This is a genomic window from uncultured Microbulbifer sp., from assembly GCF_947504145.1.
Classification (GTDB): Bacteria; Pseudomonadota; Gammaproteobacteria; order Pseudomonadales; family Cellvibrionaceae; genus Microbulbifer.
The window spans coordinates 474,610-500,566 of the sequence record NZ_CANNGQ010000002.1 but is presented as its reverse complement, the minus strand read 5'-3'; the positions used below and the strand labels follow the sequence as shown (position 1 = coordinate 500,566).

General features: G+C 59.4%; 21 protein-coding genes. 12 read left to right on the top strand and 9 right to left on the bottom strand.

Translation table 11 applies throughout. The features are described 5' to 3' along the window. Positions 1-79 precede the first annotated feature (79 nt). Together Q1A74_RS08685 and ampC are read right to left on the bottom strand one after the other, a co-directional pair. On the bottom strand, positions 80-811 hold the full coding sequence (locus Q1A74_RS08685) for a 4'-phosphopantetheinyl transferase (RefSeq protein WP_299594727.1): 732 nt from the start codon (positions 809-811) through the stop codon (positions 80-82). Then, positions 801-2,039, bottom strand: coding sequence for a class C beta-lactamase (gene ampC / locus Q1A74_RS08680; protein ID WP_299594725.1), 1,239 nt, complete (start codon positions 2,037-2,039; stop codon positions 801-803). Before ampC ends, Q1A74_RS08685 begins: the two co-directional genes overlap by 11 nt. Before the next feature lie 186 nt (positions 2,040-2,225). Between ampC and Q1A74_RS08675 the strand changes: the two genes are divergently transcribed. After that, on the top strand, positions 2,226-2,810 hold the full coding sequence (locus Q1A74_RS08675) for an NUDIX domain-containing protein (protein WP_299594723.1): 585 nt from the start codon (positions 2,226-2,228) through the stop codon (positions 2,808-2,810). A 96-nt stretch (positions 2,811-2,906) separates the two neighbouring features. On the opposite strand, the gene Q1A74_RS08670 is transcribed toward Q1A74_RS08675, so the two are convergent. The 3 genes from Q1A74_RS08670 to hutI form a co-directional block, all read right to left on the bottom strand. Further along, positions 2,907-5,354 carry a TonB-dependent receptor gene (locus tag Q1A74_RS08670; protein ID WP_299594721.1) on the bottom strand — a complete coding sequence of 816 codons (2,448 nt, stop codon included), beginning with the start codon at positions 5,352-5,354 and terminating at the stop codon, positions 2,907-2,909. 318 nt (positions 5,355-5,672) lie between these two features. Then, entirely contained in the window at positions 5,673-6,626 is a 954-nt protein-coding gene (hutG, locus tag Q1A74_RS08665) for a formimidoylglutamase (RefSeq protein WP_299594719.1), read from the bottom strand. Next, positions 6,610-7,839, bottom strand: a complete 1,230-nt coding sequence (gene hutI / locus Q1A74_RS08660) for an imidazolonepropionase (RefSeq protein ID WP_299594717.1) — start codon at positions 7,837-7,839, stop codon at positions 6,610-6,612. The genes hutG and hutI overlap by 17 nt, the downstream gene beginning before the upstream one ends. Before the next feature lie 241 nt (positions 7,840-8,080). Here hutI and hutC point away from each other — a divergent pair, with 241 nt between their 5' ends. The 3 genes from hutC (at position 8,081) to hutH (ending at position 12,382) form a co-directional block, all read left to right on the top strand. Then, positions 8,081-8,818, top strand: coding sequence for a histidine utilization repressor (gene hutC / locus Q1A74_RS08655; protein WP_299594715.1), 738 nt, complete (start codon positions 8,081-8,083; stop codon positions 8,816-8,818). Between the two features lie 251 nt (positions 8,819-9,069). Continuing rightward, positions 9,070-10,743 (top strand): urocanate hydratase, encoded by a 1,674-nt coding sequence (gene hutU, locus Q1A74_RS08650; protein ID WP_299594713.1) that lies wholly within the window; start codon positions 9,070-9,072, stop codon positions 10,741-10,743. A gap of 88 nt (positions 10,744-10,831) precedes the next feature. Next, positions 10,832-12,382, top strand: coding sequence for a histidine ammonia-lyase (gene hutH / locus Q1A74_RS08645; RefSeq protein WP_299594711.1), 1,551 nt, complete (start codon positions 10,832-10,834; stop codon positions 12,380-12,382). 126 nt (positions 12,383-12,508) lie between these two features. Here hutH and Q1A74_RS08640 read toward each other — a convergent pair whose 3' ends face one another. The 3 genes from Q1A74_RS08640 to Q1A74_RS08630 all read right to left on the bottom strand — a co-directional run bounded on the left by Q1A74_RS08640 (position 12,509) and on the right by Q1A74_RS08630 (position 14,023). Next, positions 12,509-12,796: a superinfection immunity protein gene (locus Q1A74_RS08640; RefSeq protein ID WP_299594709.1), complete on the bottom strand. Its 288-nt coding sequence runs from the start codon at positions 12,794-12,796 to the stop codon at positions 12,509-12,511. Between the two features lie 88 nt (positions 12,797-12,884). Beyond that, positions 12,885-13,517: a hypothetical protein gene (locus tag Q1A74_RS08635; RefSeq protein ID WP_299594707.1), complete on the bottom strand. Its 633-nt coding sequence runs from the start codon at positions 13,515-13,517 to the stop codon at positions 12,885-12,887. An 8-nt stretch (positions 13,518-13,525) separates the two neighbouring features. Then, on the bottom strand, positions 13,526-14,023 hold the full coding sequence (locus Q1A74_RS08630) for an RNA polymerase sigma factor (protein ID WP_299594705.1): 498 nt from the start codon (positions 14,021-14,023) through the stop codon (positions 13,526-13,528). A gap of 220 nt (positions 14,024-14,243) precedes the next feature. On the opposite strand from Q1A74_RS08630, the gene Q1A74_RS08625 reads away from it, so the two are divergent. From Q1A74_RS08625 to Q1A74_RS08590, 8 genes are all read left to right on the top strand, one after another. Beyond that, positions 14,244-16,328, top strand: a complete 2,085-nt coding sequence (locus Q1A74_RS08625; RefSeq protein ID WP_299594703.1) for a S9 family peptidase — start codon at positions 14,244-14,246, stop codon at positions 16,326-16,328. Positions 16,329-16,498: 170 nt separating this feature from the next. After that, positions 16,499-16,891, top strand: coding sequence for a MerR family DNA-binding transcriptional regulator (locus Q1A74_RS08620; protein ID WP_299594701.1), 393 nt, complete (start codon positions 16,499-16,501; stop codon positions 16,889-16,891). A 53-nt stretch (positions 16,892-16,944) separates the two neighbouring features. Continuing rightward, complete coding sequence (locus Q1A74_RS08615) at positions 16,945-18,114, top strand: isovaleryl-CoA dehydrogenase (RefSeq protein WP_299594699.1); 1,170 nt, start codon at positions 16,945-16,947, stop codon at positions 18,112-18,114. A 198-nt stretch (positions 18,115-18,312) separates the two neighbouring features. Beyond that, positions 18,313-19,920, top strand: coding sequence for a carboxyl transferase domain-containing protein (locus Q1A74_RS08610; RefSeq protein WP_299594697.1), 1,608 nt, complete (start codon positions 18,313-18,315; stop codon positions 19,918-19,920). 179 nt (positions 19,921-20,099) lie between these two features. Beyond that, positions 20,100-20,897, top strand: a complete 798-nt coding sequence (locus Q1A74_RS08605; RefSeq protein WP_299594695.1) for an enoyl-CoA hydratase/isomerase family protein — start codon at positions 20,100-20,102, stop codon at positions 20,895-20,897. Positions 20,898-21,187: 290 nt separating this feature from the next. Continuing rightward, positions 21,188-23,191, top strand: a complete 2,004-nt coding sequence (locus tag Q1A74_RS08600; RefSeq protein WP_299594693.1) for an acetyl/propionyl/methylcrotonyl-CoA carboxylase subunit alpha — start codon at positions 21,188-21,190, stop codon at positions 23,189-23,191. A gap of 17 nt (positions 23,192-23,208) precedes the next feature. Next, the gene (locus Q1A74_RS08595) at positions 23,209-24,129 is read left to right on the top strand and encodes a hydroxymethylglutaryl-CoA lyase (RefSeq protein WP_299594691.1); all 921 of its coding nucleotides are present in this window, start codon (positions 23,209-23,211) and stop codon (positions 24,127-24,129) included. 77 nt (positions 24,130-24,206) lie between these two features. Next, positions 24,207-25,466, top strand: coding sequence for a DUF945 family protein (locus tag Q1A74_RS08590; RefSeq protein WP_299594689.1), 1,260 nt, complete (start codon positions 24,207-24,209; stop codon positions 25,464-25,466). 124 nt (positions 25,467-25,590) lie between these two features. Here the strand turns inward: Q1A74_RS08590 and Q1A74_RS08585 are convergent, their stop codons facing one another. Next, complete coding sequence (locus tag Q1A74_RS08585; protein WP_299594687.1) at positions 25,591-25,944, bottom strand: hypothetical protein; 354 nt, start codon at positions 25,942-25,944, stop codon at positions 25,591-25,593. Between the last annotated feature and the right edge of the window lie 13 nt (positions 25,945-25,957).

The window sequence follows — 25,957 nt, the reverse complement described above, 5'->3', positions numbered from 1 at the left end:
CGCCGAATTGCTCCCGCTATTTCCTGCGGAATTTGCGCCCCCAAATCACAGAATAACCGCCATCGGCTCAGTCGATCTTTCAAGTTCGCGCCGCTGGAAACTTCCCGCTGGTGACCGACTGTATCCAGTGTTCGCCCTGGGTGAACTGGCATTCGTAGTCCCGCGGCAACTTGTGCTTCGCGGCAAAGTGCTCGGTCAGACGCAGCGACAAGGTCCCCGCATCGAGATGCAGCGCCGTGGCCTCGGCGACCTCAAACCCGAAATATTCATGCACCCAAGGGTACAGCGCCTTGAACAGGCTTTCTTTGGCCGAGAAGGTCAAGGTGAGGGCTATCTGCTCCGGCAGGCCGGCAGAATCGAGCAAGGCCCGCTCCCGGGGACTGGCCACCACTGCACCCACCTCTCTGCAGACCGTCGCTGACATCGGCGCGGCCACATCAATACCCAGGTAATCCAATTCCCGGTTACCGCTGAGCGCGCACACTGCAACCCCATCCTCATGGGATATGGAACCGATCACACCATCGGGCCAGATCGGGTTGCGATCAGGTCCGATACCGACCTGTTCAGGGTGATACGCGGCCGGCATCAGATCGCGCAGAGCCTGCGCTGCTACGTAGCGGCCGGCAAGAAATTCTGCCTGGCGCCTGGGCACCGAGCGGGCGATGGAGTCGGGCATGGACACCCCCAACTCCCGATACAGCGCCGGTTGATAGTTGGCCGAATCGAACTCGCAACTGACCAGACGCGCACCGGTTTTCTCGTGTGCCTCGGAGTGCACCCTGCCGATGAACGCATTCTCAATCGGCATGTTTCTGCACCGGCTCCGCGGTAGAAACTGCCTCAGGAAGAATCTGCTCAAGGATTCGGTACAACATCACTACCCGTTCGTCGTTGGGAAAATACTTGTTTGCCAGCAGCACAAAGCCAAACTTTTTCTCGGGGATAAATGCCACATAGGTGGAGAATCCATCGGTCGATCCGGTTTTATTGATCAGCACATTGCGCTGTGGTGGCAGCGCTGGTGAGATTGCCGTGACCGGATGATCACCGCTGATCATTTTTCGCGAATTGCCCGCAAGCACACGGGCCTTACTCACCGGCAATGTGTACTGCTCCCACACCATATCCTGCACATAGTAATCCGTGCGGAAATAACCCTGACGGGTGGTCTGTAGCGCCTGCTGCATTTCCGGGGTCACCTTGACCAACGCCATCTGCGCGGCCAGAAACCGGGTCAGGTCCGCTGCACTGGAGCGGACTCCGTAAGCTTCCGCCCCCAGCAGGCCGATATTCACTCTCACCGGCTGGTGCTTGCTGTTGTGTCCTTCCGCATAGCTGGCCATTTTCTCTGGCGGCACCTCGACGAAGGTATCCGACAGACCGAGACCGCGAAATACGAATTCCTGCATGGCCTTCGCGAATGGTTGGTTCAGGCTGCGCGCGGCCACTACGCCAAGCAGGCCGCTGCCGGGATTGGCATAAGTGCGTTTGCTGCCCGGCGCGTACTGGGGATCCCAGTTGCGGAAATAGGTCAGCAATGCTTTTTCGTCGCGTATCTCCTCAGGCACCTGCAACGGAAAATGCCCGGCCGTGTGGGTGGCGAGGTTCAGTATCGAAACCGAATCCATGGCGCTGCCCCGCAGTGGCGGCAAGTAAGCACTAACTGGCTTGGTGAAATCCAGCGCGCCCTTCGCCTCTGCATAAGCGGCCAGGGTGGCGGTAAACGTTTTACTGACCGAGCCGATCTCGAACAGGGTGTGCTCCGTCACCGGCTCGCCACCGTCCAGTGCGGTCTCCCCCAGGTTGAAGAAGTAGGGCTCGCCGCCGATGGTAAGCGCCAGGGCCATCCCCGGTATCCGGTGTTTTTCAACGACTGGCTGGATGGCGTCAATCACTGCCGCTTCCAGCTGCTCCGAAGTGAGTGTGTTCGCGCGCGCCACCACCGGCGCGGTTATCCACAACCAGGTACAGGACAGCAGAATCATCCCCAGTAACGACTTGTTCTTTGGGCGATGTACGACAGAAGATGGCAGCATTGGGCGTCCCTGTGAAACTGTTGATTATTGTCTGTGTCTTACGTTGGGTATGACTGTGAGCGGGTTGATTAGTGCAATATCAGTACCGGTTCACTTCACCACAGTAAAAGAGTACTCGAAAGCCGCGCCGTGCCTCGGATACACTTTAAGGAATCCCTCGTTTGCAGTGAAAGCAGTTCCGGGCCCATGCGATCATTTCTGAAAAAAGCCATCTTCCTGTTACTGGCGCTTGCAGTGCCGGTGGCGCTGGCGTTTGTGGCCTTCCCCGGGCTCAAGTATGAACTCTACCGCAAGCTGCCACCGAAAATCCGCTGGAACATCTCCTATGCACTCACCGACAAGTTCGTCGCGGGGATGGTGTATTTCGTGGAGCGGGATAATCAGCTGCTGCTGGTGCGTCACTCGTACCAGGACAAGTGGGCGCTACCCGGGGGCTGGGTGGAGCGCAATGAGTCTTTTGAAGAATCCGCACGGCGAGAACTGCGCGAGGAGCTGGATATCAAGATTGATGATTTTGAGGTGCTGGAGGTCAACAAGGTGCCGCGCTCCGGAATCATCAATATCGCCATCCGCGGGCGCCTCAAGGACAAGCAGGTGGCAATCCGCGACGGGGAAATTTACGGCTACCGATTCTTCGAACTGCACAACCTGCCAGACGACGTAATCTACACCCATAAACCCTATATCAAGCGCTATCTGGCAGCGCGGCGGCCGCCGCGACAGACGCCACCGGACCCGGTAAAAACCGAGCCTTCGGTGCCTGAGCGCTGAATACAAAAAAACGCCGCCCGCGAAACGGACGGCGTTTTTTCACTTCTGTCACTTCCAGGTCGCGGGCTGAGCCCGCAACCATTGGGGCCGAAGCCCTTAGAAGTTGTAGCGGACCTCGGCACCGTAGGTGCGCGGTTCGGATACGGAAGTGTAGGGGGTGCCGAAGTAGGCCATGGAACGACCGCTGGGAACAGAGGTGCGCTCGTTGTCCAGCAGGTTGCGTCCCCACAACGCCAGTTCGTACTGGCCACTGTCACTGATCCACGCCATACGTCCGTTCAGGCGCTCGTCGTCTGCACCCACACCCGGGATGTCGGCGAAGCTAGCCACAAAGCCCGGCTGACTTCCGTCGCTGTTCTCGGCAAAGATGTAGTTCAGGTGCAGGTTCAGATCGCCTACGGAAATTTCCGGCGCCCAGTCAAAGGTGACGGTGTAGGCGGTGTCAGTAGAAGACTTGTCGCCGTCAACCTGCTCCACACCCTCGGCATCGAAGTACGGCTGCCACTGGGATTCCACATCACGCAGGGTGGTCACGAGGCCCAGGCGGGTGGACTCGGTCATCGCCCAATCAAGGGTAATTTCCACGCCGTCGATCTGCTGGTCACCATTGATCACCGTGGGCAGAGCGACGTCAGAACCTTCACGCAGGCTCTCGACACCGCGCTGGCGGTTGTCGACGGTCATGTCGAAATAGCTCAGCTGAACCCGCAGGTTTTCCAGCAGGTCACCCTTGATACCGAGTTCGATGTTGTCCACTTCTTCCGGCTCGATCGGATTGTCGGCGGTAAGCAGATTGAGGGAGTCAAAGCCGCCAGACTTGTAGCCGGTGGAGTAGGATAGGTAGGTCATGATGTCGTTGGTGAGGTCGTACTGACCGACAATACGGCCGGTAGTCGCGCTCCACTCATCGGACGCGCGGCGCACACCCTCACCCACGTTATAGCTGTCACCGGCGGCAAAGATCACTTCTTCCACACCGTCGCGCTCGAAGCTGGTGCCCGGCGTCAGCCAGGTGAAGGTCTTTTCGTCGCTACTGTAACGCAGACCGGCGAGCACGCTCAGGCGGTCAGTCACGGTGTAATCGAAGTCAGCGTAGATACCGTAGTTGGTGAAGTCACCGGTGTTTTCCACCGACTCGGTCCACCATTGACCGGCGTATTCGGGGCCAAACAGCATGCCGCCAATACCCAGGCCCTGGCCCACCAGGTCATAGTAGAGACCGTCCTGAGGGAAGGGACCCTGCGCACCCACCGCCGGTGCTACCAGCGTCGTGAAGGTCGCCCAGTCGTCGGCTTCCCACAGGTGGTCGACGCTGTCCAGCATCGCCAGTCCCATCTCACCTGCCGAGCCTTCGATCATTCCGCGCAACATCGGGTCGTTCACGATCTGAGACGTCACCAGACGGGAAACAGACTCGGCAGAAGCGGTCACATCCGTGCGCTGGTAGATGTCTTCACGGGAGTAGTTGGCACCCATCACCGCGCTCAGGCGGTCGCCGGTAAAGTTGAACTGCACTTCGTGGTAGCCGATGTCGGAATCGAAGGTGTTGTTGGTATCCAGGTAGCGGGTGATATCCGCGGTGCCGTCTTCTTCCTCGCGGTTGTGGGTTTCCCACTCGCGGTAGTTGGATACCCACTTCATGCGCCAAGCATCGCTGAAGGTGTGGGTCAGTTTGGCATTGATGGAAGACATGGAGCGGGATTCGCCACCGTCTAACACATCGTTTTCCACCTTGTGGTCGAACGGATTCGCGCTGTAGGCGTACTCGCTCACGCCGATGGACTGACGCGCAGCGTTGTCCACTTCATCCCAGTCGTAGGAAAGTTGGGCTGCGGTGTTGTCAGTGATCTGCCACAGGGCGGACAGGCGACCGGTAACCACATCTTCCGCACCCGCATCTTCGCCGCCGGGAGTGACATTTTCCACAAAGCCATCGCGCTGATAGCTCATCAGATTACCGCGCACGAAGAAGTTGTCAGAGAGCGGGGCATTGACCATACCCTCGACCTGAGTCAGGCCGTAGTTACCCAGGCGGGTATACACGAACGCATCGAAATCCGCCTGCGGCGGGTTCGGCACCAGATTCACGGTACCCGCGGCTGCGTTGCGGCCAAACAGGGTGCCCTGCGGGCCTTTCAGGATCTCCACGCGCTGCATATCGGCGAAAGACATAGACGTCGCCGCGCCCGGTACGTAGGCATCATCGTAGAACACCGCAACGGAGGGGTCGCCACCGGCACTGATGTTGGAGCTGCTCACACCGCGAATGCCGATGGTGGACTGGGTGATACTGGAGCTGACGTTAAAACCGGGAATGAAATCATCCATGTCACTGAGCTTCAGCGCATTGGTGTTATCCATATCGGCGGTAGAGAACGTATCCACCGTTACCGGCACTTCCAGCGCGTTCTGTTCGCGCTTCTGCGCAGTAACGATGATTTCTTCGATGATGACGGCATTGGCCAAGGATGGCACTACCGAACCTGCGGCAACGGCAATGGCCAAGGCAATTGGCCGCCGTCCGCTAAACTGGCGCTTAGTCATGATGATCCCCAACGATTGTTAGTTTGATAGAGGCAGACTCGCCGGGAATTCAGCGGTTAAATCCAACCGCTAATTGGTACCCCCGTACCAATTAACAGCCAACCAGCGTTTCGACGAGTTCCAATTAGGGACGCTACCACAATGACTCACACGTCACTATTTATTGCGACAGTTTGATACCGCTTTTTTCCAAAAATCAGATTTATTACCCAAAACAGAAAGCAATATCGCAACAAAATTGCGACACCCATCACGCTTCACTGTTGCGGCATTACGACTCTCCCGCCATGTCCCGATTGCCGCGACGGCGGCTAAAACCTACCCCTTGATACCATTGGCAATCTGGAAGATAACCCGTGCCGCAGTGCGCGCGGCATGATCTTCGATATCGAAATACGGATTGAACTCGGCGATATCCGCCAGGCACACCTTCTTCGACTCCAGCACCGTATCCAGCAGCGGCTCGAACAGTTCAAACGCCACCCCGCGCCCGGCCGGAGCACTCACAGCCGGCATGATGGCGGCGGGAAACACATCCAGGTCGATGGTGAGATAGACAAAGTCCACACGGTCGATAAAGTCCGCGATCTGCTTCTGCACCAGGTCGATCCGCCAGGGCACTATCTCCCGATCGGAAATGACCTGCGCACCCAATTCTTCTGCGCGGTGATACAGCGCCGGAGTATTGGCGGTGGCAGCGGCGCCGACACACAGGTAATTGAATGGCCGGCCGTTGACGTCGCACTGCTCGGCAATCTGGAAAAACGGGGTGCCGGAAGAACCTTTCGGCGTAGGGAGGCGCAAGTCGAGGTGGGCATCAAAGTTGATGATGCCGAGCGTCTTGTCGCGCTGCTGCTCACGCATCCAGCGAGCGATCCCCTGATAACTGCCGTACGCAATTTCATGGCCACCGCCGAGTACCAGTGGAAAGTGACCGGCACCCATCAGATCAGTAACCCGCGCGCCGAGCATCGCCTGGCCGGATTCCAGGTCGTCTTTTTCCACACGCACATTGCCCGCGTCATACAGCGGTGCACTAAAGGTTTTAGGCAGGTTTGCCAGCGCCAGACGCAGAATGCGAGGCCCTTTGGCAGCGCCAACGCGCCCCTTGTTGCGGCGCACCCCTTCATCGGACGCAAAACCGAGAATGGCAAGCCCGGGCGGACTGTCGAGGTGCAGCGGGACGATATCCTGATGCCAGCGCTTGCCGGCCTTGCCGTCTTCGCCATCCACCCGCCCGCTCCACAGACGCATATCAGCCAGCTGTAACATGGCGCCCCCCAACAAAAATTTCTGAAGGCTTCAGCGCGCCCACTTCATAGGCAAGCTGATCCGGTGTTTCCATCGGCCACAGGGCCATATCCGCACGCAGCCCGGCGTGCAGCACGCCACGAGAGCAGCACACGCCGAGGGCGCGGGCCGCGGAACGGGTGACGCCAGCGAGGGCTTCCGCCGGAGTCAGGCCGAACAGGTTGCAGCCCATGTTCATCATCAGTCGCAATGATGCGATGGGGCAGCTGCCGGGGTTCAGGTCGGTAGAAATCGCCATAGGCACGCCGGCGGCACGCAGCTTGTCCACCGGCGGTATACGGGTTTCTTTCAGGGTATAGAAGGCGCCGGGGAGCAATACCGCAACCGTGCCGCTGTCGGCCATGGCCGCGACATCTTCATCGGTAATGTATTCAATATGTTCCACCGACAGCGCACCAGCGCGGGCGGCCATGCGGGTGGCCCCGGTGGCGGCGAGCTGTTCGGCGTGGACTTTTACCGGCAGGTCGAGCTGTTGCGCGGCCTTGATGACTCTTTCGCACTGCTCGACGGAGAAGGCGATGGTTTCGCAAAACATGTCCACCGCATCGGCGAGCTGCTCTTTGGCCACGGCGGGCAGGATTTCGTTGCACACCAGGTCGATATATTCGTCGGCACGACCGTCGTATTCCGGCGGCAAAGCGTGGGCGGCCAGGCAGGTAGTGAGAATGGTCACCGGGTAGTGCTGGGCGAGGCGGCGGGCGACGCGCAGCTGTTTAAGCTCGGTGTCCAGATCCAGACCATAGCCGGATTTGATTTCAATGGTGGTAACGCCTTCGCGCAGCAATGCTTTGAGGCGCGGCTCGGCCTTGTGGTAGAGATCGTCGGCGCTGGCGGCGCGGGTGGCACGCACGGTGGAGAGAATACCGCCGCCCGCGCGGGCGACTTCTTCGTAACTCTCGCCACCGAGGCGCCGGGCAAACTCGCCGGCGCGATGGCCACCGTAGACCAGGTGGGTGTGGCAGTCGATCAACCCCGGCGTCAGCCACTGGCCCTCGCCGTCGATCACCAGATCGGCAGTGCATTCCGGCAGCTCCCGGCGCGGACCGATCCAGACAATTTTGTTACCCGTCACCGCCACCGCGGCATCCTCCACCGCGCCATAAGCGCCGGGCAGGGACGGGTCCATGGTGGCCGCGTGGACATTGGTAATCAGCAGATCACAGCGTTCAGTCATAGTCACTCACTGAATTGGCGTTATTTGTAACGATAGCCCTGTTGGAGGAGTTTGGCGCGGATTCTCACTTGGGGTCTTTCTAGTTCCGTGGCGGCCGGGTACCTGCGCGAACGCAACCAACCGCCCCACGTATTGACAGCAACCCCGATCAAATCCATAGTTGCCCCATCAACAAACTTGTATATACAAGAATGTACAACTCGGAACACACTCTACCCGAGCAAGCAAAGACCACACAAGTATGAGCAGTCAGTTTTCCACAACCGGCGCAGAGAACGGCAGCCAGCCCCGCTACGCCGCCATCAAGGCGCATATCCGCGCCCAGATCGAATCCGGTGAATGGCCCGCCCACTTCCGCGTGCCCTCGGAAAATCAGCTCGCCCAGGACTTCAACGTCAGCCGCATGACCGCGCGCCGCGCCCTCAGCGAGCTCACCGACGAGGGCGTGCTGATCCGCTCCCAGGGCCTCGGCACCTTCGTCGCCGAACCGGTGCCCGCAGGCTCCCTGCTGGAAGTCCGCAATATCGCCGACGAAGTCGCCGCCCGCGGTCACAGTTATAGCAACCGCATCCTCAAGCTCGAACAAACCACCGCCAGCACCGAAGTCGCCGTCGCCCTCGGCCTGACCGAAGGCAGCGCTGTCTTCCACTCCATCATCGTGCACCTGGACAACGGCCTGCCGATCCAGTTCGAAGAACGCTATACCAACCCCACACTGGTGCCGGAATACCTGCAACAGGACTTCAGCACGGCTACACCCAATGAATACCTGACCCGCGTGGCGCCGCTGACGGAGGTGGATACCACGGTTGAGGCCATTGGCGCAGACGACACCGTCGGAAGCGCGCTGGAGATCCAGCCGGGCACCGCCTGCCTGCAGATCTGGCGACGGACTAAAAGTAGTGCGGGCACGGTGAGTTTTGCGCGGTTGGTACATCCGGGAAACCGATACCGACTGGGCGCACAACTAAGGTTTTAACTAGTCAGAAACGAAGCACAGAAACTCGAATTTAAGGTGGGGTGCCGGGTAAGAGTTTTCAGGAGCGTCGGCGACAGGGACGTCGCCGCCGCAGCGCCCATGGATGGGTTCACAGCGGTCCTGAAAACTCTTACCCGGTACCCCGCCGCCACCGGACTTAAATCCGGAGCACCCAATACCACCGGGCTAAAAGCCCAACCAAAAATCCGATTCAAAATTACCCACAGAATTTGGAAATAAACGAGGCAACCATGACCGATAAACGCCACGACCCCAGCCGCAAAATCGCCGCACCTACCGGCACCAAGCTGAATGCCAAAAGCTGGCTCACCGAAGCCCCCCTGCGCATGCTGATGAACAACCTGCACCCGGACGTGGCCGAACGCCCGGAAGATCTCGTTGTTTACGGTGGCATCGGCCGCGCTGCGCGGGACTGGGAGTGCTACGACAAAATCGTTGAAGTGCTCAAGCGTTTAGAGGACGACGAAACACTACTGGTCCAATCCGGCAAACCCGTCGGCGTGTTCAGAACCCACGCCGACGCCCCCCGCGTATTGATCGCCAACTCCAACCTCGTCCCCCACTGGGCCAACTGGGAACACTTCAACGAGCTGGATAAAAAAGGCCTGGCCATGTACGGCCAGATGACCGCCGGCTCCTGGATCTACATCGGCTCCCAGGGCATCGTCCAGGGCACCTACGAAACCTTTGCCGCAGTGGCCCGCAAACACTTCGACGGTGAAGCCAAAGGCAAATGGGTACTCACCGGCGGCCTCGGCGGCATGGGCGGCGCTCAGCCGCTGGCTGCCACCATGGCCGGCTTCTGCATGATCGCCGTCGAGTGCGATGAAACCCGCATCGACTTCCGCCTTCGCACCGGCTACGTCGACAAAAAAGCCACCAGCCTCGACGAAGCTCTGGCGATGATCAACGACGCCATGGAAAAAGGTGAAGCCATTTCCGTAGGCCTGCTCGGCAACGCCGCCGATGTATTCCCGGAAATTGTCGAGCGCAACATTCTCCCCGACTGCGTCACCGACCAGACCTCCGCCCACGACCCGCTAAACGGCTACCTGCCGCAAGGCTGGACCATGGACCAGGCGGCCGAAATGCGTAAGCGCGACGAAGCGCTGGTAGTCAAAGAAGCGAAAAAATCCATGGGTGTGCAGGTGCAGGCCATGCTCACCCTGCAGGAGCGCGGCGCCGCCACCCTCGACTACGGCAACAACATCCGCCAGATGGCATTTGAAGTAGGTGTGGAAAACGCCTTCGACTTCCCCGGCTTCGTACCCGCGTATATCCGCCCGCTGTTCTGCGAGGGCATAGGCCCCTTCCGCTGGGCGGCACTCAGTGGCAACCCGGAAGACATCTACAAAACCGATGCCAAGGTAAAAGAACTGATCCCGGATAATCCCCAGTTGCACAACTGGCTGGACATGGCCCGCGAGCGCATCCAGTTCCAGGGCCTGCCCGCGCGTATCTGCTGGGTCGGCCTGAAAGACCGCGCGCGCCTCGCGCTGGCGTTTAACGAAATGGTCGCCAACGGCGAACTGGAAGCACCGGTTGTGATTGGCCGCGACCACCTCGACTCCGGCTCCGTCGCCAGCCCCAACCGCGAAACCGAATCCATGCAGGACGGCAGTGACGCCGTCTCCGACTGGCCGCTGCTGAATGCGCTGCTGAATACCGCAAGTGGTGCCACCTGGGTGAGCCTGCACCACGGCGGCGGCGTGGGCATGGGCTTCTCCCAGCACAGTGGTGTGGTGATCGTGTGTGACGGTACCGAGGCGGCGAAAAAACGTGTCGCGCGCGTACTGTGGAACGACCCGGCCACCGGTGTGATGCGCCACGCGGATGCAGGCTATGACATCGCCAAAGAGTGCGCGAAAGAGCAGGGCCTGGACCTGCCGATGCTCAAGGATTAACGCCACAGCCTGAGCATTTTCACCCCGCAGGAGCCTGCTTCCAGGCTCCTACAGGCAAGACCCAAATTCGGATTTCGGTAAAAAACTTATGTACCAACTGCAAATCACCCCCGGCCAACTGAGCCTGGAGCAACTACGCCGCGTATCCCGCGAGCCGGTCAAGCTGACCCTGGATAAATCCGCCCACGCCGCCATCGAAGCCTCCGCCAAAACCGTGGCCGACGTGCTGGAACAGGGCCGCACCGTGTACGGCATCAACACCGGCTTCGGTCTGCTGGCGAATACCCGCATCGAAAAGAAAGACCTGGAAACCCTGCAGCGCGCCATCGTCCTCTCTCACGCCGCCGGCACCGGCAACTTTATGAGTGAAGACACCGTGCGCCTGCTGATGGTGCTGAAGATCAACTCCCTGGCCCGCGGCTTTTCCGGCATTCGCCTGGAAGTGATTCAGGCGCTGATCAAACTGGTCAACGCCGGCGTGTATCCGGCCATTCCGGAAAAAGGTTCCGTAGGCGCCTCCGGTGACCTGGCGCCACTGGCCCATATGAGCGTGGTGCTACTGGGCGAAGGCGAGTGCTTTATCAATGGCGAGCGCAAAGCGGCTGCCGAGGGCCTGCGCTTTGCGGAAATGCGCCCGCTGGTGCTGGCACCGAAGGAAGGTCTGGCACTGCTGAACGGCACCCAGGCATCCACCGCCTTTGCCCTGCAGGGAATGTTCAGCGCGGAAGACCTGTTCGCCGGCGCGGTGGTGACCGGAGCGCTGACCCTGGAAGCCGCCAAGGGCTCCCGCCGCCCTTTCGACGATCGTATCCACGCCGCCCGCGGCCAAATCGCCCAGCGCGATGTGGCCGCGAGCTACCGCGATCTGTTGGGTGAAAAAAGTGAGATTGGCGAATCCCATGAAGACTGCGAGAAAGTGCAGGATCCGTATTCACTGCGCTGTCAGCCCCAGGTGATGGGTGCGTGTCTGCAGCAGATCCGTTTTGCATCTGAAGTGTTACTGGCGGAAGCCAATGGGGTGTCGGATAACCCGCTGGTCTTTACCGATGAGGAAAATCCGGAAAACTCCGACATCATTTCCGGTGGTAACTTCCACGCGGAACCGGTGGCGATGGTGGCGGACAACCTGGCCCTGGCAATCGCCGAAATCGGCTCCCTGTCCGAGCGCCGCATGGCGCTGCTGATCGACTCCAACCTGTCCGGCCTGCCGCCCTTCCTGGTAGACAACGGCGGAGTAAACTCCGGCTTTATGATCGCCCAGGTGACCTCCGCGGCGCTCGCCAGCGAGAACAAGACCTTTGCCCACCCGGCCTGCGTCGACTCCCTGCCCACTTCTGCCAACCAGGAAGACCACGTCTCCATGGCCACCTTCGCCGGTCGCCGCCTGCGGGATATGGCCGACAATACCTGCGGCATCCTCGCCGTCGAACTGCTGGCCGCCTGTCAGGGCCTCGACTTCCGCGCGCCGCTGAAGACTACCGGGAAACTGGAAAGCGCCAAGGCCGCTCTGCGCGAGCGTGTGCCCTTCTATGATAAGGACCGCTACTTCGCGCCGGATATCGAGGACGCCAAGCAGCTGCTGGCGAGTGCGTATTACCGCGAATACCTGGCAAGTGAGATGCTGCCGAGCAACCAGTAACACTTGCACCGAACCCAGGCACTAAGCGCCTTCGCTTGCTCCCCTTCACGGGTACAAGCGAAGGCTCTGCAATGCGCTATTCGAACACTGCGACCGGGCCTATGTGTCGGGATTAGCTCTCCGCCTTCATCGCCACCGGCGAACCGTCAGACCCGTATTTTTCGCCAGCTTTCCGCTCATCTTGCCGGTTGTAGCCCATACCAACAGTGCCACCCAGGCGATCCACGACAATCCTGCAGGAATATTGGCGAGGAAAATCTTCCCAAGATGCCCACGGTTGAAAAAGATTGCGAGAAGGCTCGGTAAAAACCAGATCGCAAAAAAGAAAATGACGAAGGCCATAGTCTGCAGCGGGCCCATTTGTGCAAGCAGATCAAGGAAGCCGGAAAATTTTTGTTCAAGGTTCGACAACATGATGAAACTCTCTCAGATTATTTGCGTGAATTAATAGCGAATCGATCGACACCTTGTGTAGTATCAGCGCCATCCGTTTTCTTACACTTTATTTTTCAGTCGCCTCGATATTTTCCCGCTGCCATTTTGCAATCTGCTGCTCACCACTTTTAATCCGATGCCAGTACCAGATACTCCAGCCACCCATCGCCAGTGCAAACACCAATATCCAGGTAGCAGCAAAGCGACCGTCACCTGCGAAAATGGGCTCCAGCCAGCCATAGCCCGACAGCCACTGCCACACTGCAAAAATCCCCAGCTCCGCAATAAAAAATAGCCAGGCAAAACGCAACATGCGGCGCTTGCGCACCAGTCGCAGTCGCGCCAGATCCAGATAACCGCGCACCGACTCCTCCAGTGGCTCCCACACGCCACGGCGGTTTGAAACAGAAAAGGCCATGGCACAGGCCAAAAGCACGATCACCAGCAGCGCGCGCCAGAGCGCATCGCCAGCCTCACTATTGAGCATCAGATAGATACCGCCCACACCGACCACCAGCGACGCGAGCCACTCAAACCACGCATACCAGCGCATGCGACGCTCCTGCCGGCCTACCTGTGCGCGAATGGCCTCGGCTACCGGCGGGGTTACCGGAGCCTGTTGCCACAGGTTCGCGAATTCCTGCAGGCCATCATCTGCGTTTTGATCAGCGGCGGGCTGGCCGCTTTCTCTTTTACTCATGTGCTGATTCACACCGTTTCATTCAGTTTTGTATTCAGGCGTTCGCGCGCGCGATTGAGGCGCACCGCCACATTGGACTCGCTGATCCCCAGCACCTCGGATATTTCGCTGTAACTCAGACCTTCGAAGCGCAGGGTCAGCACCTGCCGCATCCCCAGGGGCAACCGGGACACCGCACGCATCAGCCGCTCGGCGTCACGGCTCTGCACCAGTTGCGCCTCCGGGCCCGGCCGCTCGTCGGCGACCGTATCCAGCACCTCGCTGTCTTCACTATCACGGCGACGGGCCAACTGGGTAACGCTGCGATTGTGGGCAATACGGTAGGCGAAGGTGCGCAGGCTTGAATCCCCGCGGAAGCCAGGCAGGGCGCGCCAGATGGCCAGCCAGATCTCCTGCACCAGGTCTTCCCGCTCGGCCCGGTTGCGCACATAGCTGCCCGCCAGGCGGGCAATACCGCCACCGCAGTCCTCGATCAGCTGCTGAAATAGTTGTTCGCGCGCGTCCAATTTATGCTTCTTCTGTCCATCGGTTGAGGCCGCCTGATGCGGGTATAGCCAACTACTGTACCCAGAGGCGCCAAAACCTTACATAAATTTTCCAATTGTGCAGCCGGCGAGCTCAAGACCTCGAGTAGGTCCCGTATCATCTCGTCTCATCCTGTGTAATTCTGAGCAGGATATTGCATTGATGTACCCCTATAACCCCTCACACCGAAGGAATCTGGCAATGAACAGATACAGGAGAGTTATTGGTGTATTCGCCATCGTAGGTTTGATCGCGGCATGCGCCCCAAAACAAGAAGATGCTTCCACAGAAACCGATATCGTCTCTGAAACAGCACAAACCACTCCGCTGATTGACCGGGATTTATTATTCGGCAATCCCACTCGCTGGCAGGGGCGCCTGAGCCCGGACGGCGAAATGATGAGCTTCCTCGCTCCGTTGGACGGCGTGATGAACGTCTGGGTGGCACCTGCGGGTAATTTCGACGCCGCCAGGGCCGTCACCGAAGATACCGGTCGAGGTATCCGGCAACATTTCTGGTCGCTAGACAGCGAAAACCTGCTGTTTATTCGCGACAACAACGGCGATGAAAACTGGCACCTGTTCAGTGTTGATCTACACACCGACGAAATTACCGACCTGACCCCATACGAAGATATCTCCGCCACGATGATCGCGCAAAGCGAGGACCACCCCGGGCAAGTTGTCGTCGGTATCAATGACCGGGATCCACGCTGGCATGACCCCTACCTGATTGATCTGCAGACCGCGGAGCGTACATTGCTGGTGGAAAATGCCGGTTTTGCCGAACTGATTGTCGACCACGACCTGCAGGTAAGACTCGGACTGACCCCATCCGCCAACGGTGGATTTACCGTGTCACAAAAAATTGAGCAGGACTGGGTAGAGCTGTTCGATATTCCGCGGGAGGATGCGCTCACCACTTATATTCTCGGCTTCGACAAAGACAACAGCGGCATCTATTTGCAGGACAGCCGTGGCCGGGACAAGGCTGCACTGACACACCTGACACTGGCCTCCGGCAAGCTTACCGTGCTGGCCGAGTCGAACAGGGCGGATATTTCCAGCGTGGTAATGAATCCCACCAACCACACGCCGATGGCCTACGCAGTCAATTTCCACAAGCACGAATGGATAGGGCTGGATGAAAAGGTCAAGGACGATGTGGCCGCACTGAACAAACAGGCCAATGGCGATATCACCATACTCGGTACCACACTCGATGGCATGCAGTGGCTGACCGTTTCTTCCCGTGATACCGAATCTGATGTCTACGAAGTTTTCGACCGCAGCACGCAAACCCTAACCCCGCTGTTCGCGGGAAAACCGGAGCTCAATGCGTTTGCGCTTCCTCGCACTTATCCACAGACCATCCAATCACGGGATGGCCTAGATCTGGTGTCTTATCTGACACTGCCGGTTGAAGCGGACAAAGGTGGCAAAGTCGATTCGCCAGTTCCCATGGTATTGCTGGTGCACGGAGGCCCCTGGAGCCGCGACAACTTTGCCGACGACGCCGCCGCCAGCTGGCTCGCCAATCGTGGATATGCGGTGCTGCAGGTCAACTTTCGCGCTTCCACCGGCTTCGGCAAAAATTTTGTCAATGCGGGAAACGGTGAGTGGGCCGCCGCCATGCACCATGACCTGCTGGACGCGGTGGATTGGGCTATCGACAAGAAAGTCACTACCAAAGAGACCGTGGCCATTATGGGCGGCAGCTACGGTGGCTACGCAACGCTGGTCGGCCTCACCTTCACACCCGAAACCTTTGCTTGCGGTGTGGATATCGTCGGCCCATCCAATCTGAATACCCTGCTTGAGTCCGTGCCGCCCTATTGGGAAGGCTTCAAGAAAGTACTGCACAGTGCAGTCGGCAATCCGGAAACTGAAGTGGGCAGAAAACTTCTGGAGGAACGCTCTCCGCTCAACTTCGTCGACAATATCAAGAAGCCGCTATTGATTGGGCAGGGCGCCAACGATCCACGGGTTAAACAAGCCGAGTCGGACCAGATTGTGAGTGCCATGCAGGCCAAGCAATTACCGGTGACGTATATCCTGTATCCGGACGAAGGCCACGGCTTCCAGAAGCCAGAAAACAACCTTTCGTTCTTTGCTGCGGCCGAGTCTTTCCTCGCGGATTGTTTAGGCGGGCGCTTCCAGCCTATTGGTGATGACCTCTCGGACTCCAGCATCCAAGTGGTGCAAGGCGCCGAATTTGTACCTGGTCTGAAAGAAGCTGTCGCGAAAAAATCGCTCCTTGCTACCAACACGACAGAAGAAGACTGATCATTTCTGGCGCCCTTTCATGGGCGCCATTTTCCGCTTTCCACGCCCACCCAGCCTTGACCAACCATCCAACAACAGTCATGCATTGGCGAAGATCGAGGTTTACGTTAACGTAAACGTCAACTAGACTTCCGGCAGATCTGAGGACTATCCATGAGCACCCTGGCCGAATGAGCACTACCACCGCCCACAGCTACAGCATCTCCGAGCTGGCCCAGGAGTTCGGGATCACCACCCGCACGATCCGCTTCTATGAAGACAAGGGGCTTCTGACCCCTCAGCGGCGCGGGCAGACGCGTGTGTACACACCGGAAGACCGGGTGCGCCTGAAGCTGATCCTGCGTGGCAAGCGTCTGGGCTTCTCGCTGGATGAGAGCCGGGAAATCATCGATATGTACGACCCGGCCCACGGCAATGTGGAGCAGCTCAACCGTCTCCTCGACCGCATCGACAGCAAGCGCCAGCAGTTGCGCGAGCAGCAGCGGGACATCGAAAAGATGCTCGCACAGCTGGACGATGCCAGCGCCCGCACCCGGGCGGCGCTGAAAGAACAAAGCAAATAACCCTGAAAACCTTATTTCAAACACACTCTGACTGATTCATTGCGGAGCAGCCCATGAACACGCCTTACCCAACCCTCAACTTCGGCCTCGGTGAAGACATCGAAATGCTGCGGGATATGGTCTACAAGTTCTGTCAGGCAGAACTGGCCCCGCGCGCGGCGCAGATCGATGAAGACAATCTTTTCCCCGCCGACATGTGGAAGAAGTTCGGCGAGCTGGGCCTGTTGGGCATGACCGTGGAAGAGGAATACGGCGGCTCGAATATGGGCTATCTGGCCCATGCGGTGGCGATGGAGGAGATTTCCCGCGCGTCCGCATCGGTCGGTCTGTCTTACGGTGCCCACTCGAACCTGTGTTTGAACCAGATTCGCAAGAACGGCACTGCGGAGCAGAAGGCGAAGTATCTGCCTAAGCTGTGTTCCGGTGAGCACATTGGTGCGCTGGCGATGAGTGAGCCGAACTCCGGCTCCGATGTGGTGAGCCTGCAGTTGAAGGCGGAAAAGAAAGGCGACCGTTTTATCCTGAACGGCAACAAGATGTGGATCACCAATGGTCCCGATGCACACACGTATGTGATCTATGCGCGCACGGAGCCGGGCATCAGCTCTGGTGGTATTACGGCGTTTATTGTTGAGCGCGGTTTCAAGGGCTTCTCGCAGGCGCAGAAGCTGGACAAGCTGGGGATGCGCGGTTCCAACACTTGTGAGCTGGTGTTTGAGGACTGTGAGGTGCCGGAAGAAAATATTCTGGGGCAGCTGAACGGTGGCGTTCGGGTGCTGATGAGCGGTCTGGATTACGAGCGGACGATTCTGTCCGGTGGCCCGGTGGGGATTATGCAGGCGTGCCTGGATATCGTGGTGCCCTACCTGCACGAGCGCAAGCAGTTCGGCAAGGCGATTGGTGAGTTCCAGCTGATGCAGGGCAAGGTTGCGGATATGTATGCGGATCTGAATGCGAGCCGTGCGTATTTGTATGCGGTGGCGCGGGCCTGTGACCGCGGTGAGGATTCGCGCAAGGATTCTGCGGCGGTAATCCTGTTTACTGCGGAGCGTGCGACGCAGATGGCCCTGCAGGCTATTCAGACGCTGGGCGGTAACGGTTATATCAATGAGTACGCTACCGGCCGTCTGCTGCGCGACGCCAAGCTGTATGAGATTGGCGCGGGCACTTCCGAGATCCGTCGCATGTTGATCGGGCGCGAGTTGTTTAACGAGACTCGCTAAGTTCTTAATTAGGTTCGCGTGAGCTTCGTTGCAAGCTCCGTGGCGGCCCTGCTGCCGGTATTGGTTTGCAGGACACGCCGTGAACCCATCCATGGGGGCTCTTCCGCGACATCCCTGTCGCAGAAGGTCCTGCAAACCAATACCGGCATCAGCGCCTTCGCTTTTGGCACTGAGCACGAATCAACTTCGTAAGATTTTATGAATCAGATTCAGAGCAAGATTAATTCCCGAGACCCGGCGTTTGCGGAAAACCGTGAACAGATGCAGAGCATCGTCGATGACCTGCGGGAGAAGCTGGAAACCATCGCCAAAGGCGGCAGCGAGCGGGCGCGGGAGAAGCATGTCTCCCGAGGAAAACTACTACCTCGCGATCGTATCGACACGCTGCTGGATCCGGGCAGCCCGTTTCTGGAGTTTTCCCAGCTGGCCGCCTATGACGTTTACGGTGAAGACGTGCCGGCTGCAGGCATTCTTACCGGCATTGGTACCGTTGCGGGCCAGCCCTGTGTGATTGTTGCCAACGATGCAACCGTAAAAGGCGGCACCTATTATCCGCTCACGGTGAAGAAGCACCTGCGCGCGCAGGCCGTTGCCGAACAGAACAATCTCCCCTGCATTTATCTGGTGGATTCCGGCGGTGCCAACCTGCCGCGCCAGGACGATGTATTCCCGGATCGCGAGCACTTCGGGCGTATCTTCTTCAACCAGGCGAATCTGTCTGCGCAGAATATTCCACAGATTGCTGTGGTGATGGGCAGCTGTACCGCGGGTGGTGCTTATGTGCCGGCGATGGCGGATGAGTCCATTATGGTGAAGGAGCAGGCCACGATTTTCCTGGCGGGACCGCCGCTGGTGAAGGCCGCAACCGGGGAAGAGGTTTCGGCGGAGGAGCTAGGTGGTGCGGAGGTGCACTGTAAGACTTCCGGGGTTTCCGACCATTTTGCCAATAACGATACCCACGCGCTGCAGATTGCGCGCAATTCCGTATCGCGATTGAACCGGGTGAAGAATCCCGGGCTTGATGTGCAAAAGCCGATCGAGCCGATTTATCCGCCGGAGGAGATCTACGGCATTGTGCCGAAGGATTCCCGCCAACCGTTTGATGTGCGCGAGATTATCGCTCGGGTTGTGGACGGTTCTGAATTTGATGAATTTAAGGCGATGTACGGCACTACGCTGGTGACCGGTTTTGCACGGATTCACGGTTACCCGGTGGGCATTGTTGCCAACAACGGCATCCTGTTTGCCGAGAGCGCCCAAAAAGGCGCGCACTTTATTGAGCTGTGTGCCCAGCGCAATATTCCGCTGGTATTCCTGCAGAACATCACCGGTTTTATGGTGGGCAAGCAGTACGAGGCTGGCGGTATTGCGAAGCACGGCGCCAAGATGGTGACCGCGGTTGCCACTGCCAAAGTGCCCAAAATCACCATCCTGATCGGTGGTTCTTTCGGTGCGGGTAATTACGGCATGTGTGGCCGCGCTTACGATCCCAACTTCCTGTTTATGTGGCCAAATGCACGCATCTCGGTGATGGGTGGCGAACAGGCCGCCGGTGTACTGGCGCAGGTCAAGAAAGATCAAATGGCGGCGAAAGGTGAGGACTGGAGCGAGGAAGAGATCGCCAAGTTCAAGCAGCCGATCATCGATGACTACGAACACCAGGGGCATCCATATTACGCCTCCGCGCGACTGTGGGATGACGGGGTGATCGACCCGAAAGACACCCGCACCGTGTTGGGACTGTGTCTGGCTGCGGCCACTCACAAGGAACCTGAAGAGACCAAGTTCGGGGTCTTTCGAATGTAGTTCTGAGCACGGGGATAGTATGGTGCGGGTCCTGCTGCCGGTATTGGTTTGCTGGACACGCCGTAAACCCATCCCTGGGGGCTCTGCAAAAACATCCATGTTTTTGAAGGTCCAGCAAACCAATACCGGCATCAGAACCTTACCGACTCCGTAGCTATAGCCAATTTCAAGGAATCACCATGACCGAAAAAATGCTGTGCGAAATCGACAACGAAGGCGTTGCCACGGTTACCCTAAACCGTCCGGAAATCCACAACGCCTTCGACGACGACCTGATTCGCCAGCTGGGCGAAACCTTCGATAACCTCGCTCGCAGCGGCGGTGTTCGCGCACTGATTCTCGCCTCCAACGGCAAAAACTTCTCCGCCGGCGCCGACCTCAACTGGATGAAGCGCATGGCGGATTACAGTGAAGAACAAAACCGCACCGACGCCGCCACCCTCGCCGCCATGCTGCACAAACTGGACAACTTCCCCGCCCCCACCATCGCCCGCGTACAGGGTGCTGCGTTTGGCGGCGCGGTGGGTCTGGTCAGCTGCTGCGACATCGCCGTCGCCGCCGAGCGCGCCAGCTTCTGCCTGAGCGAAGTCAAAATCGGCCTGCTGCCCGCCACCATCAGCCCGTATGTCATCAACGCCATCGGCACCCGCCAGGCGCGCCGTTACTTTGTCACCGCCGAGCGCTTCTCCGCGGAACGCGCAAAAGAAATCGGGCTGGTTTCCGAAGTAGTGCAGGAAGCAGAGCTGGACCTGACGGTACAGAAGCTGGTGAACAGCATTACCGACAATGGCCCCAATGCGGTGACCATGGCCAAACAGCTGGCCATGTCTATGTCCAACCGCGTCGTCAACGACGAGCTGCAGGGGCAGACCAGTGCTCTAATTGCTGCCGTTCGCGTATCTCCGGAAGGGCAGGAAGGATTGAGTGCGTTTCTGGAGAAGCGTGCGCCGAGCTGGATGAATTCGAGCGAGGATTGAGCCCCGCTGGCTGGATCCCGGGTCAAGTCCGGGATGACATTACCCCAAACTATTTTTTGGATTCGTCATTCCGGGCTCGCCCCGGAATCCAGAGCTTACGAAGCACTGAAGTTTAAATTGAAGGGCGGGCGTCGGGGGCAGGTTTTCAGGATCGTCGCAAACAGGATGTTTGCGCCGAAGCGCCCAGGGATGGGTTCACAGCGGTCCTGAAAACCTGCCCCCGACGACCGGCCGCCACCGTCGAAGAACAGAGCCCCCAAGAACCCGGGAAAGACCAAACAGAGCCAGCTATGATTCGCAAACTGCTGATCGCCAACCGCGGCGAAATCGCCTGTCGTATTATCCGCACCGCGCGCCGCCTCGGCGTCGCCACCGTTGCGGTGTATTCCGACGCAGATGCCAACGCCCTGCACGTCCAGCAGGCCGATGAAGCCGTGCACCTCGGCCCCGCACCGGCCAGAGAATCCTACCTGGACGTCGACAAAGTCCTCGCCGCCGCCAAACGCACCGGCGCAGACGCCATCCACCCCGGGTACGGCTTCCTCTCAGAAAACGCCCGCTTCTGCCGCGCCTGCGACGAAGCCGGCATCATCTTTGTCGGCCCTCCCGCCGGCGCCATCGAAGCCATGGGCTCCAAATCTGCCGCCAAGCGGATCATGGAAGAAGCCAATGTGCCGCTGGTACCCGGGTACCACGGCACCAATCAAGACCCAGGGATTCTCGAAGGCCACGCCAACCGGATTGGCTACCCCGTGCTGCTCAAAGCCGCCGCCGGTGGTGGCGGTAAAGGTATGCGTCGGGTAGACAAGGCCGACGATTTTCACGCAGCCCTCGATGCCGCCAAGCGAGAATCGCAGAACGCCTTCAGCGACGACATCATGCTGATCGAGCGCTACGTAGTGAACCCGCGCCACGTGGAAATCCAGGTGTTCTGCGACAAACAGGGCAACGGCGTTTACCTGTTCGAGCGCGACTGTTCCGTACAGCGCCGCCACCAGAAAGTGGTCGAAGAAGCGCCGGCCCCTGGCCTGCCGGAAGAAACCCGCAAAAAGATGGGCGAAGCCGCCCTGCGCGCCGCCCACGCCATCGGCTATGTGGGCGCCGGCACCGTGGAATTCCTGCTGGACGGCAGCGGTGCTTTCTACTTTATGGAAATGAATACCCGCCTGCAGGTAGAGCACCCCGTCACCGAGATGATCACCGGCCAGGACCTGGTGGCCTGGCAGCTGGCAGTGGGCGCGGGCGAAGCCCTGCCGCTGGAACAGGACGACCTGCACATCGTCGGCCACGCCTTTGAAGTGCGCATCTACGCTGAAGATCCGGATAACGACTTCCTGCCCGCAACCGGCAAGCTGTTGCGTCACCAGCCCCCGCGTCAGGACCAGGCAGTGCGCGTGGATACCGGCGTGCAGACCGGCGATGAAATCAGCGTGCACTACGACCCGATGATCTCAAAACTGATCGTGCACGGCCGCAACCGCCGCGAGGCCCTGGCCAAACTCGACCGCGCCCTGCAGCAGTATCAGATCGCCGGTCTGCGCCACAATATTGAATTCCTGCGCCGGGTGATCAACCACACCGCGTTTGTAAACGGTCGTGTCACCACACACTTTATCGAAGACCACGAGCAGGAAATCCTGCAACAGGAACAACAACTGCGTGCGCAGCAGTGTGCAGCCATCGCCGCCTTCCTGCATCACAGTGAAACCCGCGCGCAACACCGCAGCGCGCCCAAAGCCGATCCGTTCTCACCCTGGCACAGCGGCAGCAACTGGCGCAACGGACTGACCGTGTGGCGCAGCCAAAAAGTGGAAGTGCACGGGCGCGAAATCGAAATCCACTTTTCCGGCAACGACGAGGCCCTGCTGTGGCGTTGCGATTCTGCCGTGGACGCACAGAGCGGGACCATCTCCTCGCACCACGGCCAGAATGTGGCGGTACTGGACGGACGCCGGGTGAATTACTCCAGCGTCGCCCACGACGGCGAAGGCACGGTGTTTGTCAGCGGCGAACAGGTGGACTTCAAAATCCTGCCGCCGGACACCGGTGAAAATACCGACGCCGCACACGGCCTCGAAGCGCCGATGAACGGCACCATCGTCACCCTGCTGGCGGAGCCCGGCGCCAGAGTCAGCAAAGACCAGCCGCTGCTGGTGATGGAAGCAATGAAGATGGAGCACACCCTGCGCGCGCCGGCGGACGGTACCGTCAATCAGTTCTTCTGCGCCGCGGGCGAACTGGTGGACGGCGGCAGCCTGTTGATCGACTTCAACGCTGAAACTGCAGACGCTTAAAAATGAGGCCACAACAGATGACGCTTCCGGATCGCGTAAAAATCGTCGAAGTGGGCCCACGCGACGGCCTGCAGAATGAAAAAGAACCCATCTCGGTGCAGACGCGCGTGCAACTGATCGACCTGCTGAGCGACAGCGGCCTGCAGGCGATCGAAGCCGGCAGCTTCGTCAGTCCCAAGTGGGTGCCGCAGATGGCCGCCAGTGAAGAGGTGCTCGCAGGCATTGCGCGCAAACCCGGCGTCATCTACAGCGCCCTCACCCCCAACATGGTGGGCTACGAGCGCGCGCGGGATGCCAACGCTGACGAAGTGGCGGTATTCGGTGCAGCGTCCGAGAGTTTTACCCGCAAGAACATCAACTGCTCCATCGAGGAGAGCCTGGAACGCTTCCGCCCGCTGGCCGAGCAGGCGCGCGCCGACGGTATTCCCGTGCGCGGCTACGTGTCCTGCGTACTCGGGTGCCCCTACGAGGGAGACATCCATCCGCAAAAGGTCGCAGAAGTAAGCCGGGCCCTGCTGGACATGGGCTGCTACGAGATCAGCCTGGGCGACACCATCGGCGTCGGAACCCCGGACCGGGCCCGGCACATGATTGAAGCCGTGGCACAGCAGGTGCCGCTGGAAAAACTGGCGGTGCACTTTCACGATACCTACGGTCAGGCACTGGCAAATATCTATGCCGCCCTGCAGACCGGTGTCGCGGTGGTGGATTCGGCAGTGGCCGGCCTCGGGGGCTGCCCCTACGCCCGCGGCGCCTCCGGCAATGTGGCCAGTGAAGATGTGCTGTATATGCTGGACGGGCTCGGAATCCACACAGGCATCGACCTGGGCCGCCTGGCCAAGGCCGGCAACTTTATTTCCCGCGCCCTGGGCCGGGAAAGCGGCTCCAAAGTGGCCCGCGCCATTGCCGGGGAATGTGGGGTAATCAAGGGGGATTGAGGCGAATTGCGGTCACGGGATTCATCGCGATCTGCTACCATCGGGCGCTTCGATACAAACGCCTGATATTTGACCACATGAAAGCTTTACGTTTTATCCTGATTGCCTTCTCCGCTCTTCTCCTGCTGGCGGCCCTGATTGCTCCCGGCCTGATCGGCCCGAAAGTGGAAGCGGTGTTGAAGCAGCAGCTCGCCCAGCAGCCGAATATCGAGCTGACCGGCTATCGGGGCGGCTGGTTTGGCGCCGAAGCTCTGACCTTAATGAAGGGCAAAGACGGCGTCTCCGAAACCCTTACCGAGATCCAGCACGGCCCGGTTCTGTTCACCCGCAGCGGCCCGCGTATCGGCGCCCTGTATGCGGAGACCCGGCTGACCGGCAAACAGCTGGAGCCGACTCTGCGCTACCAGCTGGAGGCCTACTACGGGCCTATCGGCGATACACTCGCAGACAGCCCCATCGTGGTGGAAACCCTGGTCGGCGCTAACAACCGTGTCACCAACACCCTGCACCTGCTGCCCATCGACCGCAATGTCGCGGACCAGCAGATCCAGTTTGCCGGTGCCCGTATCCAGATGGTGACAGACTACCAGGGGCAACAGCAGGCCAGTCACTTCGAACTCGGCGAGTTCGTACGCATGGATGGCCACCGGGAATCCCTCTACCTGCAGTCGGCCAAGGGCAACTTCGAGCTTTCTCCCGGCGGTGCAGGGTCCCTGCACGCCAAGCTGCCCCTGGTGCGCACCAACAACGACTCGGGCCCCCTGGAACTGCGCGACGTGGAATTCGATTACACTGGCAAACTGGTCGCCGCCCGCACCCTGAATGTGCAGACCGCCATCAAGCTGCCGCAAATCCAGTCTTCCACCCCGGCCCGCGCCCTCACCCAGCAGATCAACCTGCCGGCGATCGGTTACGACGACCTGCACCACTATCTGTACACCGCCCTGCTGACTCCATCCGCCCAGCGCAGCTGGCCGCAGGTGTTCGACCGACCGCTGAAGATGCAGCAGCAACTGGACATCGAAAGCGCCAATGGCCCCATGCAGCTGCAGATGGATGTGGATTGGAAGGGGATGCCGAGAAACCGGCAAGTGGGCAACGACAAGCTGTTCTGGCTGGACAGCCTGAACGGCACCGCGAATATCTCCGCTGCCGAGCAAGCGCTGATGCAATCTCCGCTGATCATGCAGGCCAGCGCCCTCAAGCAGTACGGATTCCTCAAAGAAAACAATGGCCAGCTGTCGATGCACCTGCAACTGGAGCGCGGCAAGCTCGAGGTCAACGGACAGCAACTGCCCGCCGACCTGTTTGTCCTGGCATTGATGGGCGGCTTCTAGAGCGCGAGCCTAAAACCCGAGCCCATTTTCACTGGCAAAAAAAGAGCGGCCACCTGGGCCGCTCAACGGTTTCTCTCACCGTTTACTGGTATTACATCAATTCCTTAAACCCTGCGCTTCGCGCTCAGGCATAGGCGGGGCGGTTGTCCGACAGGGTCAACCAGCCGCGAATCACGCGGTAGACCATCCACACCCAGCTGATTCCCCACACCACAAAGCCCACCAGAATCCATACCGTGGCCCAACCCACCACAAACCACAGCAGGCTGTACCAGAAGGTGCGGATCTGCCAGCGGAAGTGGGACTCGGCGAGGGTCCCGCGCACGTCGCCGCGCTTTACATAGTTGATCAGCACACCGACGAAAAAAGGTACCGCCGTAAACAGACTGATGGCCTGAATCAGATACACCAACGTGGCGATATCGCGGCCCGAGCGCTCGCGCTCGGCCTGCTGTGGGGCTGGGTACTGCTCGGACATAGGCTCTGGGCTC

Coding starts and splice junctions, on each gene's coding strand:
- Q1A74_RS08685 (WP_299594727.1), bottom strand. CDS start 811: ATGCCGATTGAGAATGCGTTCATCGGCAGGGTGCACTCCGAGGCACAC.
- Q1A74_RS08640 (WP_299594709.1), bottom strand. CDS start 12,796: ATGTTGTCGAACCTTGAACAAAAATTTTCCGGCTTCCTTGATCTGCTT.
- hutG (WP_299594719.1), bottom strand. CDS start 6,626: ATGTTACAGCTGGCTGATATGCGTCTGTGGAGCGGGCGGGTGGATGGC.
- Q1A74_RS08590 (WP_299594689.1), top strand. CDS start 24,207: ATGAAAGCTTTACGTTTTATCCTGATTGCCTTCTCCGCTCTTCTCCTG.
- Q1A74_RS08600 (WP_299594693.1), top strand. CDS start 21,188: ATGATTCGCAAACTGCTGATCGCCAACCGCGGCGAAATCGCCTGTCGT.
- Q1A74_RS08610 (WP_299594697.1), top strand. CDS start 18,313: ATGAATCAGATTCAGAGCAAGATTAATTCCCGAGACCCGGCGTTTGCG.
- Q1A74_RS08615 (WP_299594699.1), top strand. CDS start 16,945: ATGAACACGCCTTACCCAACCCTCAACTTCGGCCTCGGTGAAGACATC.
- Q1A74_RS08595 (WP_299594691.1), top strand. CDS start 23,209: ATGACGCTTCCGGATCGCGTAAAAATCGTCGAAGTGGGCCCACGCGAC.
- Q1A74_RS08585 (WP_299594687.1), bottom strand. CDS start 25,944: ATGTCCGAGCAGTACCCAGCCCCACAGCAGGCCGAGCGCGAGCGCTCG.
- hutI (WP_299594717.1), bottom strand. CDS start 7,839: ATGACTGAACGCTGTGATCTGCTGATTACCAATGTCCACGCGGCCACC.
- Q1A74_RS08620 (WP_299594701.1), top strand. CDS start 16,499: ATGAGCACTACCACCGCCCACAGCTACAGCATCTCCGAGCTGGCCCAG.
- hutH (WP_299594711.1), top strand. CDS start 10,832: ATGTACCAACTGCAAATCACCCCCGGCCAACTGAGCCTGGAGCAACTA.
- Q1A74_RS08625 (WP_299594703.1), top strand. CDS start 14,244: ATGAACAGATACAGGAGAGTTATTGGTGTATTCGCCATCGTAGGTTTG.
- hutU (WP_299594713.1), top strand. CDS start 9,070: ATGACCGATAAACGCCACGACCCCAGCCGCAAAATCGCCGCACCTACC.
- ampC (WP_299594725.1), bottom strand. CDS start 2,039: ATGCTGCCATCTTCTGTCGTACATCGCCCAAAGAACAAGTCGTTACTG.
- Q1A74_RS08605 (WP_299594695.1), top strand. CDS start 20,100: ATGACCGAAAAAATGCTGTGCGAAATCGACAACGAAGGCGTTGCCACG.
- Q1A74_RS08675 (WP_299594723.1), top strand. CDS start 2,226: ATGCGATCATTTCTGAAAAAAGCCATCTTCCTGTTACTGGCGCTTGCA.
- Q1A74_RS08670 (WP_299594721.1), bottom strand. CDS start 5,354: ATGACTAAGCGCCAGTTTAGCGGACGGCGGCCAATTGCCTTGGCCATT.
- Q1A74_RS08635 (WP_299594707.1), bottom strand. CDS start 13,517: ATGAGTAAAAGAGAAAGCGGCCAGCCCGCCGCTGATCAAAACGCAGAT.
- hutC (WP_299594715.1), top strand. CDS start 8,081: ATGAGCAGTCAGTTTTCCACAACCGGCGCAGAGAACGGCAGCCAGCCC.